Origin of the sequence: Agathobaculum faecis (assembly GCF_014287995.1) — a bacterium.
Taxonomy (GTDB): Bacteria; Bacillota; Clostridia; order Oscillospirales; family Butyricicoccaceae; genus Agathobaculum; species Agathobaculum ammoniilyticum.
Genome location: NZ_JACOPL010000020.1, coordinates 1 through 17,698 on the forward strand (window position 1 = coordinate 1; position 17,698 = coordinate 17,698).

General features: G+C 52.4%; 15 protein-coding genes and 1 pseudogene. 11 read left to right on the top strand and 5 right to left on the bottom strand.

What is annotated here, in order from left to right:
- Positions 1-95: pseudogene (locus H8S45_RS16445) on the bottom strand (electron transfer flavoprotein subunit beta); the annotation flags it as partial.
- 21 nt (positions 96-116) lie between these two features.
- Complete coding sequence (locus H8S45_RS14075) at positions 117-1,259, bottom strand: acyl-CoA dehydrogenase (RefSeq protein ID WP_186950277.1); 1,143 nt, start codon at positions 1,257-1,259, stop codon at positions 117-119.
- A gap of 569 nt (positions 1,260-1,828) precedes the next feature.
- Between H8S45_RS14075 and H8S45_RS14080 the strand changes: the two genes are divergently transcribed.
- The gene (locus H8S45_RS14080) at positions 1,829-3,250 is read left to right on the top strand and encodes an MATE family efflux transporter (protein ID WP_054328204.1); all 1,422 of its coding nucleotides are present in this window, start codon (positions 1,829-1,831) and stop codon (positions 3,248-3,250) included.
- A 175-nt stretch (positions 3,251-3,425) separates the two neighbouring features.
- Here the strand turns inward: H8S45_RS14080 and H8S45_RS14085 are convergent, their stop codons facing one another.
- Together H8S45_RS14085 and H8S45_RS14090 are read right to left on the bottom strand one after the other, a co-directional pair.
- Positions 3,426-4,169 carry an SDR family NAD(P)-dependent oxidoreductase gene (locus H8S45_RS14085; RefSeq protein WP_107631638.1) on the bottom strand — a complete coding sequence of 248 codons (744 nt, stop codon included), beginning with the start codon at positions 4,167-4,169 and terminating at the stop codon, positions 3,426-3,428.
- A 15-nt stretch (positions 4,170-4,184) separates the two neighbouring features.
- Positions 4,185-5,300: an enolase C-terminal domain-like protein gene (locus tag H8S45_RS14090; RefSeq protein ID WP_054328205.1), complete on the bottom strand. Its 1,116-nt coding sequence runs from the start codon at positions 5,298-5,300 to the stop codon at positions 4,185-4,187.
- Positions 5,301-5,435: 135 nt separating this feature from the next.
- On the opposite strand from H8S45_RS14090, the gene H8S45_RS14095 reads away from it, so the two are divergent.
- Positions 5,436-6,098 (top strand): RraA family protein, encoded by a 663-nt coding sequence (locus tag H8S45_RS14095; RefSeq protein ID WP_054328206.1) that lies wholly within the window; start codon positions 5,436-5,438, stop codon positions 6,096-6,098.
- Between the two features lie 55 nt (positions 6,099-6,153).
- Here the strand turns inward: H8S45_RS14095 and H8S45_RS14100 are convergent, their stop codons facing one another.
- The gene (locus H8S45_RS14100; RefSeq protein ID WP_242977913.1) at positions 6,154-6,798 is read right to left on the bottom strand and encodes a GntR family transcriptional regulator; all 645 of its coding nucleotides are present in this window, start codon (positions 6,796-6,798) and stop codon (positions 6,154-6,156) included.
- A 209-nt stretch (positions 6,799-7,007) separates the two neighbouring features.
- On the opposite strand from H8S45_RS14100, the gene H8S45_RS14105 reads away from it, so the two are divergent.
- From H8S45_RS14105 to H8S45_RS14145, 9 genes are all read left to right on the top strand, one after another.
- Positions 7,008-8,102: a mandelate racemase/muconate lactonizing enzyme family protein gene (locus H8S45_RS14105; RefSeq protein ID WP_054328208.1), complete on the top strand. Its 1,095-nt coding sequence runs from the start codon at positions 7,008-7,010 to the stop codon at positions 8,100-8,102.
- Positions 8,103-8,136: 34 nt separating this feature from the next.
- The gene (locus tag H8S45_RS14110) at positions 8,137-9,165 is read left to right on the top strand and encodes a zinc-binding alcohol dehydrogenase family protein (protein ID WP_054328209.1); all 1,029 of its coding nucleotides are present in this window, start codon (positions 8,137-8,139) and stop codon (positions 9,163-9,165) included.
- Between the two features lie 31 nt (positions 9,166-9,196).
- Positions 9,197-10,252, top strand: a complete 1,056-nt coding sequence (locus H8S45_RS14115) for a C4-dicarboxylate TRAP transporter substrate-binding protein (protein WP_054328210.1) — start codon at positions 9,197-9,199, stop codon at positions 10,250-10,252.
- A 35-nt stretch (positions 10,253-10,287) separates the two neighbouring features.
- Positions 10,288-10,785: a TRAP transporter small permease gene (locus H8S45_RS14120; RefSeq protein ID WP_054328211.1), complete on the top strand. Its 498-nt coding sequence runs from the start codon at positions 10,288-10,290 to the stop codon at positions 10,783-10,785.
- A 2-nt stretch (positions 10,786-10,787) separates the two neighbouring features.
- Positions 10,788-12,074, top strand: coding sequence for a TRAP transporter large permease (locus H8S45_RS14125; RefSeq protein ID WP_054328212.1), 1,287 nt, complete (start codon positions 10,788-10,790; stop codon positions 12,072-12,074).
- Between the two features lie 160 nt (positions 12,075-12,234).
- A complete protein-coding gene (locus H8S45_RS14130) occupies positions 12,235-14,379 on the top strand; it encodes a methyl-accepting chemotaxis protein (RefSeq protein WP_243182490.1) in 2,145 nt (714 codons plus the stop codon).
- A gap of 272 nt (positions 14,380-14,651) precedes the next feature.
- Positions 14,652-15,101: a MarR family transcriptional regulator gene (locus H8S45_RS14135; RefSeq protein WP_054328213.1), complete on the top strand. Its 450-nt coding sequence runs from the start codon at positions 14,652-14,654 to the stop codon at positions 15,099-15,101.
- 36 nt (positions 15,102-15,137) lie between these two features.
- Positions 15,138-15,863 carry an L-2-amino-thiazoline-4-carboxylic acid hydrolase gene (locus H8S45_RS14140; RefSeq protein ID WP_107631642.1) on the top strand — a complete coding sequence of 242 codons (726 nt, stop codon included), beginning with the start codon at positions 15,138-15,140 and terminating at the stop codon, positions 15,861-15,863.
- Positions 15,864-15,874: 11 nt separating this feature from the next.
- Positions 15,875-17,683 carry an FAD-dependent oxidoreductase gene (locus H8S45_RS14145; protein WP_054328215.1) on the top strand — a complete coding sequence of 603 codons (1,809 nt, stop codon included), beginning with the start codon at positions 15,875-15,877 and terminating at the stop codon, positions 17,681-17,683.
- The last annotated feature ends 15 nt before the right edge of the window (positions 17,684-17,698 follow it).

The following is a 17,698-nucleotide window of genomic DNA, read 5'->3' on the forward strand; positions in this document are numbered from 1 at the left end:
GTTTCCATCGACGCTCGGTTCAGCGTCCCGTCCGGATTCACCGCTACCTTGCCGGAGGTATCCGGAACCTGCTTTACACATACGATTGCTTTCATAGTTCTGTTCTCCTCCTTTTCTTACTTGCCGAGAATGTTGCCAGAGATTACGACGCGCTGGATCTCGCTCGTTCCCTCGTAAATTTCGGTGATCTTGGCGTCGCGCATCATGCGCTCGACAGGGTAATCCTTGGTATAGCCGTAGCCGCCATGGATTTGGACCGCCTTGGTGGTGATCTTCATTGCCGCTTCCGAGGCGAACAGCTTGGCGGTCGCCGCCTCCAGCGTGAAGCGTGCGCCCGATGCCTTGACCGCAGCCGCCTTGTAGGTGAGGAGACGGGCGGCTTCAATGGCGACGTGCATGTCGGCAAAAACAAACTGGGTATTCTGGAATTTGGCGATCGGGCGCCCGAACTGCTCGCGCGTCTTGGCAAACTTGATGGATTCCTCCATGGCCCCCTCCGCAATGCCGAGCGCCTGTGCAGCGATGCCGATACGGCCGCCGTCCAGCGTCTGCATCGCGATCTTGAAGCCCTTACCCTCTGCACCGAGCAGGTTTTCCTTAGGGACGATGCAGTCGGTGAACACGATCTCCGCCGTGGGCGAACCGTGCAGGCCGAGCTTTTCCTCATGCTTGCCGACGGAGAAGCCGGGGAACGAGCTTTCCACAATAAAAGCGGAGATACCCTTTGTTCCCTTACTCCGGTCGGTCATGGCGAAAACGACAAACACATCCGCTACATAGCCGTTGGTGATAAAGATTTTGGAGCCGTTGAGTACATAGTGATCCCCCTGCAGTTCGGCAACACAGGTACCCTTGGCGGCATCCGAACCGGCATCTGGCTCGGTAAGTGCGAACGCGCCGACCTTGTGGCCCTTGGTCAGCATGCGGAGGTACTTCAGCTTCTGCTCCTCAGTGCCGTTCGCCATGATCGGGCCGCAGCACAGACCGTTGTGGGTGGCCAGGATATCGCCGGTCGAAGCACACTGCTTGGATAACTCCTCAATCGCGATAGCGGAGCAGGTGTCGTCCGCACCGGCGCCGCCGTACTGTTCGGGAACGATCATACCCATTACGCCGATATCGAAAAGCTTTTCGATGGTGTCGCGCGGATAGGTGCTGGTTTTATCGGTTTCGGCGGCGATGGGCTTTACTTCGTTTTCAGTGAAGTCACGCATCATCTGGCGAACCAATTGCTGCTCACGGGTCAACTGGAAATCCATGTTCAAGTCTCCTTCTGGTTTGATGTTTATTGCCATGCCGACGGAGCGCCGGCGTTCAGCCTGTGTCTATACCGACCAGCAGGACAAGGGGCGATCTCCGGCCGGTTCGGGGATCGGGAACGGTTTGTCTGCACGTTCGGGCAAGCGGAAAACAAAATGGTTGCGGGTTAAAATGTGTAATATCTTGGTTATATAATTGTTATTTCTTGCTTGCAAAAACCAATATACCATACCCAATATGCCGCGTCAATCAGCAAAATAACCGGAATAAAACAATAAAAGAACCATAATATATGTAAAATTGGTTGAAGTTTTTGTTGTGGCTGATAAGTGGTTGTGAAAGTGACGAAAAAACAAAAGGAAATATAGAGATAATCACCAATCACTACATGAGAAGCCCCTTTTGTGCGCTTGACAGAATAGAAAAAGATTGCTATAATTATATCAATCGAGTGGCTGCAAAGTGTAAATCCGGATCGGGTTTACACTTTTTTTGTGCGGTGCAATCAAAAAAACGGGTTATGGCAGCTTTCCCCCAAAAGTCTCCCTTGGAAGAAAAAGGAGGAACCATGAAAACAACAGAAAACGTGAGTAACAAAATGGGGAGCGTTCCGATGAACCGCCTGGTGTTCACGATGGGGGTGCCGATGATCCTGTCCATGGTGCTACAGGCCTTTTATAACATTGTGGACAGCTATTTCGTAAGCTGCATGACCGATCCGGCGGTGCCGAACCTGGGCGATTACGCGGTCAATGCGCTGACGCTGGCGTTCCCGATCCAAATGCTGATCGTGGCGATCGGCGTCGGTACTGGCGTCGGCACCAATGCGCTGCTCTCCCGTAACCTGGGGGAGGGGAACCGCGAGAAAAGCAGCCGTATATCCGGCAATTCCATTTTCCTGAGCTGCTGTACCTATGCGGTGTTCCTGCTGTTCGGACTGCTCGGCGTGGGGGTCTATATCCGGTCGCAAACGTCAGATGCGCTGGTGATAGAACTGGCAAGCAGCTATCTGCGCATCTGCTCGGTTCTGTCGTTCGGCTGCGTGGTCTACATGATTTATGAAAAGCTGCTACAGGCGACCGGCTGCACCATGTTAGCCACGATTGCACAGATGTCCGGTGTGGTCGTTAATATCATCCTTGATCCGATTATGATCTTCGGTTGGTTCGGCTGTCCGGCCATGGGTGTGGATGGCGCCGCGTATGCGACGGTTATCGGGCAGTTCGTATCGCTTATGCTGGGCTTCCTCTTTCACACCGCGGCGAACCGGAAGTATTTTGACACCAGCTTGCGGTATCTGGCGCCGCAGCGTTCCATTATTCAGGAGATCTATAAAATCGGCATTCCGGCCATCATCATGCAGGCTTTGATGTCTTTTATGACCTACGGAGTGAATATTGTCCTGGGGTCGCTTTCGACCGCCGCGGTGACTGCCTATGGAATTTATTATAAGATCCAGCAGTTTGTCTTTTTTGCGGCGTTCGGTATGAACAACGCGATGATCCCGATCATCAGCTACAACTTTGGTCGGCGGGACAAAATGCGGGTGGACAGTGGGATACGGTACGGCATGCTGTATACACTGGTGATTCTGGGAGCGGGCGCTGTCGCGTTGCAGGTGTTCGCGCATCAACTGATCGGGATTTTTGCGGTATCCGAGGAGGCGCGGCAGCTTTGTATTTATGCCATCCGCATTATCACGCCCGGCTATCTGTTTGCGGGGGCGAACATCGCGTTCCAAGGGATACTCCAGGCGTTTGGCTGCGGCGTGCAGTCGCTTTTGCTGTCGCTCATCCGCCTGATCGTGGTCGCGCTTCCTCTTGCGTGGCTGCTCACTCGCTTGCCGAACGCGGAGTTGCTGGTATGGTCTGCGTTTCCAATCGCCGAGGGCGCAGCGCTGGTCTGCGCATTGGTGCTGATGCGGCGGGTCGGCCGGCGGGTCGCAGCGTTTCTGGCCAGCGGCGCGGAGCAAACCGCCGCGATGGAATGAACGGCTGGCAAGATGTTGCCGTCCGGCTGCACATGCACATGGCTTTTGACCTGTTCTGCCTTGGAAACTTACGCAAATACAAAAAGCGCCGCTCCAGTTCTAAGGGCTGGAGCGGCGCTCTCATTTATTTTTGCGGAGAGTAAAGACACAGATAGATGGCAACCTGTGCCTTGCATCAGAATCCGTATGCCAGCGCGCCGCCATCCACAGCAAAATCCTGTCCTGTGATATATTTTGCGCCATCACTCAGCAGGAATTTTGTCATTTCGCCTAAATCTCTGGTATCGCCAAACGCATGCACCGGCATTCGGCCCAGGATGGCGGCTTTCCGTTCCGGTGTCATGACCTGCTTGCTCATTTCGCTGGGGAACCAGCCCGGGGCAATGCTGTTCACACAGAGGTTGTCATTCGCCCATTCTACCGCGAGACCGCGGGTCATGCCGCATACTGCTGCCTTACTTGTGCAGTAAGGGACCACTTCGGTAAAGCCAAGATGCGCGGCCATGCTGCTGATGCTCACGATGCGCCCCTTATGCCGGCTGTTTTTCAAATACGGGTAGCATAACTGGCAGAGACGGAAGACGCTGTGGATGTTCACCTGCAGGATATGTGCAAAATCCTCTGCTGGGAAATCCTCGGCCCGGCATTTTTTTGTGATGCCTGCGTTGTTGACCAGAAAATCCAACGACTGTTTTCCGCTGGCTTGCTCGACGATCTCGCGCATGCGCGCATCGTTCGTGACATCACCCTGCACATGGATTACCCCCAGCGCGCTGGCAGGCATTCCGTCCTTTACTTTTCCGGTACGGCTTACCGCATACACGGTTGCGCCCGCCTCTGCCAGTACATTGGATATGGCATACCCAATTCCGCTGCTTCCTCCGGTAACGATGCCGATACGTCCTTCCAAGGCTTTCATGATAAATCTCCTTTCTTAAATTTCCTGAAAGCGGTAGCTGTGGCAGCTTTTTTCAATCAACTCCCAATCTAGTTCAGTGCCGATTCCGGGCTTTTCCGGCACGGTGATGACACCGTTGTGGATGGGAAGGTTGCCTTTCATGGGCAGGCGGTAATTATCTTCTGGTACAAAATACTCAAAATACTCGCAATTGCGGATCGCGCAGCTTACATGCACATTGACCAGATCCATATAGTTCATCGTTGTCGTGTGCAGCTCGCAATTCATGCCGAAAGCTTCCGCCATGTGGGCGATCTTCAGTGTCCCCGTAACGCCGTCTTTCCAGCTCACATCTGCGCGCACAATATCCGCCGCGCGCTGCGCAATCACCTGCGCAACCCCCCAATGACAGCCGCGTGTGGTTTCCGTAGCTGCAATCGGGATATCCAGGGCGCGGCACAGCTCGGTGTATTTGTACAGCTCAAAATCGCGGAAGGGTTCCTCAAACCATTTATAGCCCAGGTGCTCGAGCTGGCGCCCCACCAGGATGGCATCTCCCATGGTGTATTCGCCCACAGGGTCGCTCATGAGCACATAATCCGGTCCTACCGCATCGCGGATCGCCTGATGCACCTGCATATCAAATGATACCGGACCGCCCGGATGGGCCTTATAGCCGGGGATGCCTTGGCTTTTGTAGTAAACCGCTTCGTCCACATATTCCTGTACAGTCCCGTGGAAGTTTCCGCTGGCGTAAACCGGCAGGCTCGTCCGATATGCCCCGATGTATTGGTAAAGCGGCAGCCCCGCAGCTTTCGCGCAGATATCCCACAGGGCCACATCTACCGGTCCCGGGAGAAATACAGGGAAAAAGGCCTCATGACGGTCGATGTTCCACAGATCGTGGAAAATAGCCTCTCTGTCATGCGGGTCCCGTCCCAATACAACAGGCGCGATGCTGTCGTGGAGATAGCTTTCACTGACGCCGCCGCTACGCGCCGCCATACAGGTGGAGATGCCTTCAATGCCCGTATCGGTGGTAAGCCGGATTGCAATGACATCCCAGCCCATTTTGGCGCCGCCCTGGCGCTTTTCATCAAACAGGCACTTTCCCCGGTCGATCCACCATGTTTCAAATTTTGCAATAACCATAAATCAAGCCTCCTGTCAAAGAAATTAAAACACCTTCGAAAAAACTGCTTGAATTATATCACAACAGATATTATAATACAAGTGATATATCAGAATTCTTTTCGCAACATTTTTTCTGTAAAAGGAGCATGCTTCATGAAACATTTTCAAAATGACGACGAGATGTTCTCCCTGATGAAAGACAAGCTGTATACGCCGGTTGTAGGGGATATTCTGGATGCGATGGGCTTTGCCCATCAATTTCTTCCTCCTTATCTGCATCCGCTCCGGCCGGATATGAAAATTGCTGGACGAGCCTGCACCGTGTTAGAGCAGGACGTATTTTGCCCACAGAAAAAGCCGTTCGGTTACCTTACCGAAGCGCTCGACCAGCTGAGGCCAAACGACGTGTATTTGGCTACTGGCGCGCATAACAGTGCGCTCTGGGGGGAGCTGCTGACCGCAACAGCCAAAGCGCGCCACGCCGCCGGCGCAGTCGTAGATGGCTATACGCGGGATACGCCGCAAGTCCTCAGCCAAAATTTTCCTGTATTTGCCAAGGACCGGTGGGCGCAGGATTCCAGCATTCGCACCAATGTAGTGGACTTCCGCTGCCCGATTGAAATCGGACAGGTCACGATTCACGATGGGGACGTCGTATTCGCGGATATCGACGGTGTGCTGATTATCCCGCGCGAGGCCGCGGCCGAGTGCATCGGAAAAGCAATCGAAAAGGCGTCCGGTGAAAAGCTTGTACGAAAAGCGATCGAAGAAGGGATGTCCGCCACGGAAGCGTTCGCGAAATTCGGCATTTTATAAATGGACAAAAAGGACGGGAAGCATATTTGGATATGCTCCCCGTCCTTTTCTGTTTTCATGTGTCCCGAATCGCGTTCAGTGAGCGAATCATGGAGTGATTGATGTGTACGATGATCGCGTCACGCACATCCTCCTCGTTTTCGCGCAGCAACGCGTCGATGATGGCGACGTGCTGCTTCAAATCGTCCGAGCGGGTGGCCGATGATCGGGTCACGGCATACATGCCCAGACGCACCTGCTGCACCATGAGGGACTGGTACATATTGATCAATATGGAGTTGCCCGTAATAGCTATCAGGTAAGAGTGGAAATCAGCATCTAGGTTGAACCGTGCTAGGTCGGTCAGCGTGTCGGAGTGCTGGAACTGTGTTTGAAAATCCAGCAGCTTGTCTTTGGAATAAAGCGTTTTATATTCGGTTGTTATGTTTGGTTCCATAAGCTTCCGTGCCTGATACAGCTCGACGACTGACTTTTCGGTATAGGGGGCGATCCGCATCCCCTTGCGCGGGAAAATCTCCACCAGGCCTTCCTTTTGTAATGCCAGAAGCGCTTCGCGCAGAGGCGTCCGGCCAAAGCCAGTCTCATCCAACAGCTCCTTTTCGTTGATCGCCTGTCCCGGCAAATATTGACAGGAAACGATTTTTTCATAAAGATATCTATGCGCCTCGGCAACCATAGATTTCGCTCGTTTTCCCGACACAAAAATACCCCTTTTCCTATTTTTTACCGTCGGAAGCGCTGCCCCAGTCTTCTGACAGAACTTACAATTATCATACAAAAACTTTGGTAAAAAAGCAAGTGGTTAATTTGATATTTTACGGTTGAAATATATTTATTTCTGTTTTATAATATCTGTGATATATCAATAAGGCCATTATTCACTCTAAGATCAGAAAGGAATATCTATCTATGGATGCTTCGAAAACTCTTATCAAGGACATACATATTTACCAGGCGGTCAGCAGAATCAGTAAGCCGATCGCGGATGCGACGCACGACATCAGCAAGATCGCGTTCTATGTGCTGGAGGTAGAGAGCGCCAGCGGAGAAATCGGTCAGGGCTACCTGTTAAGCTTCCATTACAGCCCCAATGCTATTGAGGGTGCGCTGAAAGACCTGAGACGCTTTGTTTTGGAGCGCGACTACCGCGTATATGAAACCGCGCAGATACAGAAAGATTACGAGATCGAGAGCGAGTATTTCGGCATCGTCGGCCTACAGCGCTGGGCGCTGGCCACGCTCAATGTCGCCTTGTGGGACGTTTGGAGCCGTATGAACAAACAGCCGATCTACCGCATGTTTGGCTGTCACAGGAAGCCCATTCCGGTATACGGCAGCGGCGGCTGGCTCAGTTATAGCGATGAGGAGCTGGTCGAAGAGGTTGTGGACTATAAGAAGCGAGGCTTCACTGCCGTCAAGATCAAAGTTGGCAGTCCGGATATGGAACGTGATATCCGTCGCCTGCATCTGGTCCGCGAAGCGGTGGGTCCCGAACTGAAGATCATGATGGACGCGAATCAGGGGATGGACGTACCCAGTGCGATCAAGCTGATCAGCCTGGTGGAGGACATCGGTATCTTCTGGTTCGAGGAGCCGGTCGTCAACACGGATTTTGAGGGCTACGCGACCATTCACGCGAAAACGCATATCAGCCTTGCCATGGGAGAGCGGGAATACAGTACCGTGGCGCTGCGCGAGCTGATCGGCCGGCGCGCGCTTGACCTTTGGCAGCCGGACCTGATCCGCCTGGGCGGCGTAGAAGCCTGGCGGGACAGCGCGGCGCTCGCCAACGCCTACAACATTCCGGTGCTGCCGCACTACTACAAGGACTATGATGTGCCGCTGCTGGCTACGGTCTCCAACCCCTATGGTGCGGAGAGCTTTGACTGGATCGACGCCATTATTGACGAGCCGATGACCATTCAAAACGGCTTTGCCCTGCAGCGTGAGGGGGACGGCTGGGGCTTCCGTTTCCTGCCCCAATTCATGACAGAAGTAAAGTAACCCCTATGCTTTGATTGAAAAGAGGTCGATTTACTTGAAAGCCATTGTAATCACCGAGCCCGGGAAGGCAGTAACGGATGAACAGGAGCGCCCAGAAGCGGCAAAAGGAGAGGCGCTTTTGAAAATGCTGGTCGGCGGCGTGTGCGGGAGTGACCTGGCCTCGTTTCGGGGTGCGTCTGCCTATGTCAGCTATCCACGCACGATTGGGCATGAGTTCGCGGCTGAGGTCGTTGCGGTTGAGGATAATCCGTATGGTATCCGGCCGGGCATGGTCGTGACGGGCAATCCCTATTTCAATTGCGGCAAATGCTATAGCTGCCGCCGCGGCTTTGTAAACTGCTGCGTTAATAACCAGACAATGGGTGTGCAGCGTGAAGGCGCATTCAGCGAATACTTTACCATGCCGGTAGAACGCCTGTATGACGGGCAGGGGATCGCGCCGGAGTCTCTTGCGCTGATCGAGCCGTTTTGCATCAGCTATCACGGTGTGAGCCGCGCGGACGTACAGCCAGGCGATAAGGTACTGGTGATCGGTGCGGGTGCGATTGGTATTTTGGCCGGCGTGGCCGCGCGGAGCTTTGGGGCAGAGGTCCACATCACGGATATTGCAAAGGATAAGCTCGAATTGGCAGAGCGCGAGTTCGGTTTCAGCGGGAGCTTCGTGAACGACAGCCCCGACGCCCTACGGGCGTATGTGCAGAAGATCACAAACGGCGACGGCTTTGACGTCACCATTGAAGCGGTTGGAGCCCCGTCGACCTTCTTGGGCTGTGTGGAAGCTGCGGCAAGCCAGGGGCGGATGGTGGTCATCGGTGTCGCGAAGCATAACGCCGATTTCAATTTTTTGGAGCTGCAGCGCAAGGAGCTTAATGTGTTCGGGAGCCGCGGCGCGACAAAAGCGGATTTTGCCGCGACCATGAAGCTGGTAAAGGACGGCTTTGTCGATTTGACCAAGCTGATTTCCCGCACCTACCCGATCGCAGACGCCGGCGCCGCATTTCAGGACATGGATCAACATTCCGCAGAAATCGTGAAAGCGGAATTTGATTTTAGAAGAGAATAAACCAAGAGGAAAAGAAAGTGAGGAATTACCTATGAAAAGACGTTTTGCAGCTTTGCTTGCCTTGGCGATGTGCCTTGGATCGTTAACGGCTTGCTCCAGCAGCACCCCGAACACGAACACTGCGGATGGCACGGGTGACGCGGGCGCCGCGAATGCGGCGTCTCCGGTTACGATTCAGGTGGGCTTTGAAAACACCAATGAAGAGCCGATCGGCCAGGCGGTGGAAAAGTGGGCCGAGTTGGTAGAGGAGCAGAGCGGCGGTACCATGAAGCTGGAGCTGTTCGCAAACAGCGCGCTCGGCAGTAAGAGCGAGCTGATCGACCAGATGGTAATGGGCGAAAACATCATCACCATTGCCGATGGCGCGTTCTACGCAGATTACGGCCTGCCGGATATGGGCATCCTGTACGGCCCGTTCTTCTTCGATACCTGGGAGGATGTCTGGACCCTGCTGGACAGCGACTGGTATGCGGACGAATGTGAAAAGCTGAAGGAAAAAGGCTTGACCATCCTTGCGTCCAACTGGATCTATGGTGAGCGTGAGCTGATGACCAAGAGCAAGGTGGTGACGCCTGCTGATATCAAGGGCAAGAAGATCCGTCTGGCGAGTAGCCAGATCTATGTGGAGGGTTTCAATGCGTTGGGTGCCACCGCGGTCCCGATGGCGCTGGGCGATGTGTACACCTCGCTTCAGAATGGCACGCTCGATGGCGTTGAGAACCCGCTCAGCACGCTGTACGGCCAGAGCTTCCAGGAGGTCGCCAAGTACATCCTGATGACCGGCCATATCAAGAACTTTACGACCTGGTGCATTGGAACGGATTTCCTGAACACGCTCTCTGCGGAGCAGCAGGAGCTGCTCTACAGCACTGCCGAGGAAGCCGGCCTTTATAACAACGAACTGCAGGAGCAGGCTGATGAGGAATACCGTCAGATGCTGGTGGACGCAGGCGTCGAGATCACCGAACTGACCGACGACCAGCTTGCCGAGTGGAAAGAAGCCGCGCAGCCCTTCTATGAAATGGGCGACACCTTTGGCTGGAGCGAAGGCCTGTACGACACGGTACAAGCGGCAATGGGCAAATAAACCTTTGGATCGCACAGAAGCAGGAGGGCAATATAATGAAAAAAGTGCTGGACGCACTGGTCAAGGTGGAGGCTGTATTGGCTGCGGCGATCCTAGTAATCCTGATTGCATGTACATTTTTCGGCGTGCTTGCGCGGTATTTGTTCAACAGTCCGTTTACCTGGGAGGAAGAAGTGCAGGTTGCGTGCATGGTATGGATCACCTTCCTGGCCGCGCCCGTCGCGTTCCACACCAAGAGCCATGTCGCGATCGAAATATTGGTGGATGCATTTCCGCAAAAGGTGCAGCGTGTGATAGAAGTGCTGATCATGATCCTGATGTATGCGATCCTGATTTATTTCTTCTTCCGCAGCCTGGAATTTATCAGCGTACTGGCCCGCACGGGTCGCAAAACGCCGATTTTGATGGCGCCCTATTCCGTGATTTACGGAGTAGCGCCGGTATCCATCATCCTCATGCTGATCAGCTATACTTATGAAACCGTAAAGAAAGTATTCCTTACCCCGGCTCAAAACGAAAAGGAGGAAGCATAATCATGAATACTCCTGTCGTTATGATGGTCATTGCGCTGCTTGTTCTTTTATTTATGAAAGTACCGGTGTTTGCATCGGTTTTGGGTGCGTCAATCGTGTATTTCGTCATGAGCCCGGGCATTAACTCGGCCGTGTTCGCGCAGCAGGCGATCACGGGCGCGGAAAGCGTTACTCTTTTGGCGATCCCGTTCTTTGTATGCGCGGGTGTCCTGATGAACTATACGGGTGTCACCAAGCGCATCATGGATTTCTGCTCGGTACTGACCGGCCGCATGTACGGCGGTCTAAGCCAGGTCAATATCCTGCTCTCCACGCTGATGGGCGGACTGTCCGGATCCGCGCTGGCTGATGCCGCAATGGAGGCGAAAATGCTTGTCCCAGAAATGGAGAAAAAAGGGATCAGCAAGTCTTTCTCCACGGTTGTGACCGCAGCGTCTTCTATGATCACCCCGCTGATCCCGCCCGGAATCGGCCTGATCCTGTACGGCTGTATTGCCAACGTATCGATCGGTAAGCTGTTCGTCGCCGGAATCGGACCCGGTTTGCTGCTGTGCATTACGATGATGTTCATGGTATCCCTGATCTCGAGGAAGCGTAAGTACCTGCCGCTCCGCACCACGAAAATGACCGGCGATATGTTCTGGTCTTCTTTCAAGCCTGCGATTTTGCCGCTGTGCCTGCCTATCATTATTATCGGCGGCGTGCGTCTGGGCATTTTCACCGCGACTGAGGCCGGTGCGGTGGCTATCGCGTATTCGCTTCTGCTGGGCATCCTTTACCATGACCTGAGCGCAAAGCAATTTGCACAGGGGCTTCAGGAAACGTTGACGACGACATCTTCTATCATGCTGATCGTTGCCGCCGCGTCCACGTTCTCATGGATTCTGACCAAGGAGATGATCCCTCAGCAATTTACCGAGTGGATGATCAATGTGATCGACAATAAGTGGGTTTTCTTGGTTGCGGTGGATGTATTCCTGATTATTGTAGGCATGTTTGTCGAGGGCAATGCCAGCATGATTGTCCTGGTCCCGTTGTTCGCGCCTGCAGCGGCAGCGTATGGGCTGGATCCCATCCATTTTGCGATGGTATTTATTTTCGCCAATGCGATCGGCGCGTTTACGCCGCCGATGGGAACGCTGATGTTCGTAGCCTGCGGCGTCACAGAATGTAAAACAAAGGATTTTATCAAGGAGGCAGTGCCGTTTTATCTGTTGCTGGCCGGATGCTTGCTCGCCTTGACCTTTGTTCCAGTTTTCTCGACCGGCTTGGTAAACCTGATTTATTGATTGGATAGTTCGCTTGTTACAACTTTTTTCATATCCGCAAAGCGGCCGTATTTCAATGATACGGCCGCTTTGCTTTTTTGCTCAAAGGCCGATTAAGAAAACTAAACTTTTTTGACAAATTGACGATATTATCTATATATCTTGATAGGGGGAGAACATATTGAAAAAACTGAAGCTGGCGTCCAAGCTGGCAATCTGGATTGGCATGGCACTTTTTGTTGCTTTGGGGGCGCTGGTAGCGGTAACGGTCTTTACGACGCAGTCGGCTATTCAAAAAGGGATTTCTGGCGAACTGTCCTCATTGGCAGAAGCAAACGGAGAAGCAGTTCAGAATATTTTCAATTCGGTAGAAAATGCGGCGCAGGGAATACAGAACTATATGGAGGACGCCTTTGAAAAAGCGGTGCAGAAGCCGGAGGAAAATACCGTGCCGCAATCACCGGAAGCGGCGGCGTTGTTTCAGAGTGAATTGTATAGCGGGAAAAACTTGACGCCTATCTCGCACAGTGCGGAGCAGTTTATTGTGCAAACGGCGCGCAATCTGGTAAAAGAGAACAATGGCATCATCGGTGTTGGCGTTATGTTTGAACCGTATGCGTTTGAAAGCGATATACGGGATTATGGCTTTTATATTGATACCAATACCGTGGATTCCTCGTTTACCCCCTATCAGTCTTATGAAGATTATGCGAAGGAAGCTTCCTACATGATACCAGTGCAGGAAAAACGATCCTATATTTCACAGCCATATTCGTATGGGGAGGGGCTGGTCGTATCCTATGGAACGCCGATCCTGCATAACAATAAGGTGCTGGGTACGGTAATAGCCAGCGTGGACCTCAATGCTTTTGCGGAAACTAAAACATCGAGCGATAACTATTCCTCAATGTGGGTAACGATATGCAACGGCAGCGGCAGCATTGTCTGGGACAGTGAGACGCTGGATGATGTGGGCAAAAATATTGTGACGGATTTTACGGTGGATGAGAAGCAAAAGCAGGAATTGTCCGATCGTATGGCCGCACAGACTGCGTTCTCGATGGAGAAAGAACGTCCGGACGGTACAGAAACGACGGTGTTCTATTGCCCTGTTAAAGTAGGGGGCGAAACATGGTGGTCCTCGACCGGACTGTATACGTCAGATGCACAGCGGGCTGTCCGTAGTACCACCATGCTTCTTCTCCTTCTTTCCGCACTGGCGCTCGTATTGATCCTGCTGACGGTTACCATGGTGCTGAAACGTATGCTGGCACCGGTGCAGCATGTGGTTCAGGCCGCAAGAGGGATTGCCGAAGGCGATCTGGATATCCACCTTGATGCATCATCTCAGGATGAGATAGGAAGCCTGTCAAAAGCCTTTCAGGATATGGTGGAAAGTCTGAAAGCAATCATTGGGGACATCAATTATCTTCTGAATGAGATGAGCGCCGGAAATTTCCGTATTCACACACGGGAAGAAGCACACTATGTAGGCGCGTACCAAAGCATTTTGCTGGCGGTACGGCAGATTAACCGTACTCTGAGCGATACGTTGAACCGCATTAATGGAGCGGCCGATCAGGTGGCGGCTGGTTCTGCGCAGGTATCCAACGGCGCACAGGCGCTTGCGCAGGGAGCAACCGAACAGGCGAGCGCGGTACAGGAGCTGTCTGCCACGATCGACGATATTTCGAATGGTAGTCGGCATACGGCTGCCATGGCGCTGAAGGCTAAGGATGCGGTCGATCATGCAGGCGAGGAACTGAAGTTGAGCAATGAATCCATTGCGAAAATGAGCGAAGCTATGCAGAATATATCCGAAGCTTCACAGGAAATCGGGAAGATTATCGCCACAATTGAAAACATTGCATTCCAGACGAATATACTTGCCCTGAACGCGGCGGTGGAAGCCGCACGCGCTGGTTCGGCGGGGAAAGGCTTTGCAGTCGTTGCAGACGAAGTGCGGAACCTTGCTTCCAAATCCGACCAAGCGGCAAAAGCGACAAAGGAGCTGGTGGAAAGATCGATTTGTGCGGTAGATGATGGCGTAGAAATAATGCAGAGTGTGACGGAAGCCGTCTCCCGTGTGCTGGACTCTGCAGGAAGCGCGGTATCTGGTATGGATGAGGTGGCTGTAGCTGTGGAGAAGCAGAGTGATTCGATCGTGCAGATCCAGCAGGGGATTGACCAGATATCCAGTGTTGTGCAGACTAATTCCGCAACTGCAGAGCAATCGGCTGCGGCAAGTGAGGAATTGTCGGGGCAGGCGCAGATGCTGAAAGGACTGATCGACAGGTTTAAACTGCGTGATCAGGGAGAACGATGAATAGGGAAGGAAAATACCACAGGCATATGGCCTGTGGTATTTTTTGTGTGATGTGAGAGGGTACGCCTCCTGAAAAAATTTCTTGAGAAAAAATAAATAATAAATAAGAATATGCGTATACAAAAATAAAACGAAATATGTTACTTTATCACAAATAAACGAATGAAAAGTTGTCATAATATATGAAAAATATAATAGGATAGAAAAGAGATTGACAGATCAAGCGGGTGGTGTTATATTTTGTTTAACAGGAAATAAAAAGAGGTGGAAATGTGGAAAACTTTTACCAGGAAACAGAAACAATTATGGTTCGCCTCTTTAACTGCTATACCAATTTGCAGCGCTCTAAACATGAATACTGCCCAGGGGTGGAGTTGTATCCGTCCGAGATTCATGCGATAGAATGCATTGCGGCGACCCGAGCGCTCAATCTGACGGAGCTCTCTAATCAGCTGGGATTGACGAAAGGTGCTGTGTCCAAAAGCGTTGGAAAGCTCGAGAAAATTGGACTACTGCGCCGCTACAAATATGTAAGTAATCAAAAGGAAGTATACTTCCATCTGACAGAGCTTGGAGTACAGGCGTATGAAGGGCATAAGCGCTACCATGAGGCGATGGATCGCGTGATGGAACAGTATGGGGAAGCGGTATCAAAAGAAAAGGGGGAGGAAATATTGCACTTTCTGCAGCTTTATCTGGAACAGATGCAAACATTGGGATGAAGAAGTGTGTTTGATTTTCAAAAGGGAGGTTTTTCTATGGATGTTATTCTTTCGTCGGCGTCCCATCACGCAATGCTGTTTGCCTATTTGGCAAAACGGACGATAGATGCTTTTGGAGAGGCGGGCAAGGCTGCGGTAACGGCGGGTGTAAGGCATTATGGTGAGCAGCGGGGGCGCCGCATGGCGCTGCGCACGCAGGCGGATGGAAATCCGCTCGATGTGGAAAACTATCTGGTTTATGGCGAATGGGAGGCTTTCCCAGGGCAAATGGATCTTCGTTTCCCGCAATATGCACCGGAGGTACATATGGAAAACCATTGCTGCCCGTGGTATACCGAATGGAGTAAGCGTGGACTGCTGGAGTACGGAAGCTATTACTGCAAGGATGTAGACGCAGCGCTGGCACGCGGTTATAACGGAATGGAACTGAAGCTGCTGGCGAACCGGACACTGGGGGATGAGTTCTGCGATTTTATTTTTGACGGTTGCGGTGTGTCGACAGAACGGATGGAGGCGTTTGCAGAAAAACGGAACAAAATTGGCGGAAAAGCAAAAATGCCGTGGGAATATCATGTAGGCCATCTGTATAGTGCGATGCGGCAGGCGATTGTCTCCGCATTTGGCAAAGACGGAGAAAATGCCGTTGCGTTGGCAATGGAAGACTACAAAGAGGAATACGGCAAGGCAGCGCATGACTTGGTGCTCGAGTATGCGGATATTGATTATGACGCGATGCCTGCTTATGAGGGCATCGGAGACTGAGGAGTGTTTTTATGCTGCAGGATTTTGGGCGTATTATAGAGACTGATGTCGTTGCGGTCGGCGGCTCTGGTGCAGGCATCACAGCTGCAGTTTATGCTGCGCGTGCTGGCGCGCGAGTTGCCTTGGTTTCCAAGGGGAAAATTGGAGTGAGCGGCAATGCGATCATGGCCGGAGGCGGCTTTGGTGTGGATGGAGAGAGCGGCAAAAACCTGCTGCACCTGGATTTTGCCGACCCCTCTTTTACGAAGGAACGACTGTTCGACTGTATTGTGAAAGAATCATTTTATCTGGCAGACCAAAATATGGTGCGGCAGTATGTCGACGACGGGCCGATCGTGATGAAAGATTATCTGGGATGGGCCGAGCGAGCGGGACAGGACTTCTTCTGCTGTCCGCCAGCCAACTGGATTGCCTCCGGACTGAGCTTTACCAAAGCATTGGTACAAGGGTTGAAAGAAACCGCAGGCATTCAGACGTTTGAAGACATGATGATCGTTGAAGTGCTCACAAATGAAAAAACGGTCTGCGGCGCAGTTGGTATAGACATATATACTGGCGAGGCGGTTCTGTTCCGCACAAAGGCTGTTGTAATTGGAACCGGCGGCTATATGCCGTTTTCGATGAACAACACCGTGACTGATATGACTGGGGATGGGCCGGCAATGGCGTACAGGGCCGGCGCCCGGCTGACAGATATGGAATTTATCCTTTCGTTCCCGACTGCGGTAGTGCCGCAGGAGATGAGAGGCTCGATCTATCCTTATGTGTTTGAGTATAACATGCGCAATCTCAAATACACGATCAGGGACAAAAACGGCGATCCGTTGCCTATACCGGAGGAGGTCGTTAAGTTGTCTCGTGGAGGAAAGCTGAGTAAACTGGTCACCTCCTATTATTTCGGTTATGCGGCGGATCAAGGATTGGCGGGGCCGAATGGGGGATTCTTCTACGACTATTCTGCCAACAGCCGCGAAGAGAAAGAGGCAGGACTAAAGATTTTCTATGACCGGTTTGACCGGTGGCACAGGCATGGGTACTACAAGGGTGAGAGTCTGGCAACGGTCGAGCGGATGCTATTTGCAGACGAACCGATTGAGGTTGGTATTGGCGCGGAGTACTGCATGGGCGGCGTTGAAATTGACGACCAGATGCAGACAGGCGTAGATGGTCTGTACGTCGCGGGAGAAGCAGGCAGCGGCGTGTTCGGAGCCTGCCGAGTAGGGGATGGCCTTGTGGAGATGATGTGCCAAGGAATGCGTGCGGGCCGGAATGCTGCGGCATATGCGGAGCAAAGCAAGCTCCATGCTCTGGATGAAGCACAGTCAGCACAATGCTTAAACAAAATATTTGGTATTTTTGAACATCGAGGCGGAATGAACGCCTTGACGCTCTATGAGGAAATACAGAAAGCATGTGATGAGGGCTTCGGGCTGATTCGCAGTGAGGAGAGACTGAAAAAGGCGCTGCGGCGCATAGAAGAACTGGAGGCAGAGTGGAAAAACGTAACGCTGGTCAGCCAGAGCAGAGCGTACAATCTGGAATGGCTCGGCGCACTGCAGACACAGAATCTTCTGACCTGTTGTAAGGCAGGTATTTTGGCAGCAATCGAGCGTAAGGAAAGCCGCGGATGTCACATCCGCAAGGATTATCCGCAGGTGGATCATGATAATTATCTGATAAAATATGTTCACCATGACGAGGCCGGCGAAATGAAAACCGAAATACGCAGGCCGATTGCGGATCGCATGCCGCTGCCGACGGGCAAACGGGAAAACGTGATCGAATATTTCCTGGATCCCGCCCTGAAATACAAACGATGAGAAAGGGGCGTATCG

Excerpts from the sequence above, each read along its gene's own strand:
- H8S45_RS14105 (WP_054328208.1), top strand. The coding sequence starts at position 7,008 with ATGGATGCTTCGAAAACTCTTATCAAGGACATACATATTTACCAGGCG.
- H8S45_RS14090 (WP_054328205.1), bottom strand. The coding sequence starts at position 5,300 with ATGGTTATTGCAAAATTTGAAACATGGTGGATCGACCGGGGAAAGTGC.
- H8S45_RS14075 (WP_186950277.1), bottom strand. The coding sequence starts at position 1,259 with ATGGATTTCCAGTTGACCCGTGAGCAGCAATTGGTTCGCCAGATGATG.
- H8S45_RS14080 (WP_054328204.1), top strand. The coding sequence starts at position 1,829 with ATGAAAACAACAGAAAACGTGAGTAACAAAATGGGGAGCGTTCCGATG.
- H8S45_RS14120 (WP_054328211.1), top strand. The coding sequence starts at position 10,288 with ATGAAAAAAGTGCTGGACGCACTGGTCAAGGTGGAGGCTGTATTGGCT.
- H8S45_RS14145 (WP_054328215.1), top strand. The coding sequence starts at position 15,875 with ATGCTGCAGGATTTTGGGCGTATTATAGAGACTGATGTCGTTGCGGTC.
- H8S45_RS14140 (WP_107631642.1), top strand. The coding sequence starts at position 15,138 with ATGGATGTTATTCTTTCGTCGGCGTCCCATCACGCAATGCTGTTTGCC.
- H8S45_RS14115 (WP_054328210.1), top strand. The coding sequence starts at position 9,197 with ATGAAAAGACGTTTTGCAGCTTTGCTTGCCTTGGCGATGTGCCTTGGA.
- H8S45_RS14085 (WP_107631638.1), bottom strand. The coding sequence starts at position 4,169 with ATGAAAGCCTTGGAAGGACGTATCGGCATCGTTACCGGAGGAAGCAGC.
- H8S45_RS14095 (WP_054328206.1), top strand. The coding sequence starts at position 5,436 with ATGAAACATTTTCAAAATGACGACGAGATGTTCTCCCTGATGAAAGAC.
- H8S45_RS14125 (WP_054328212.1), top strand. The coding sequence starts at position 10,788 with ATGAATACTCCTGTCGTTATGATGGTCATTGCGCTGCTTGTTCTTTTA.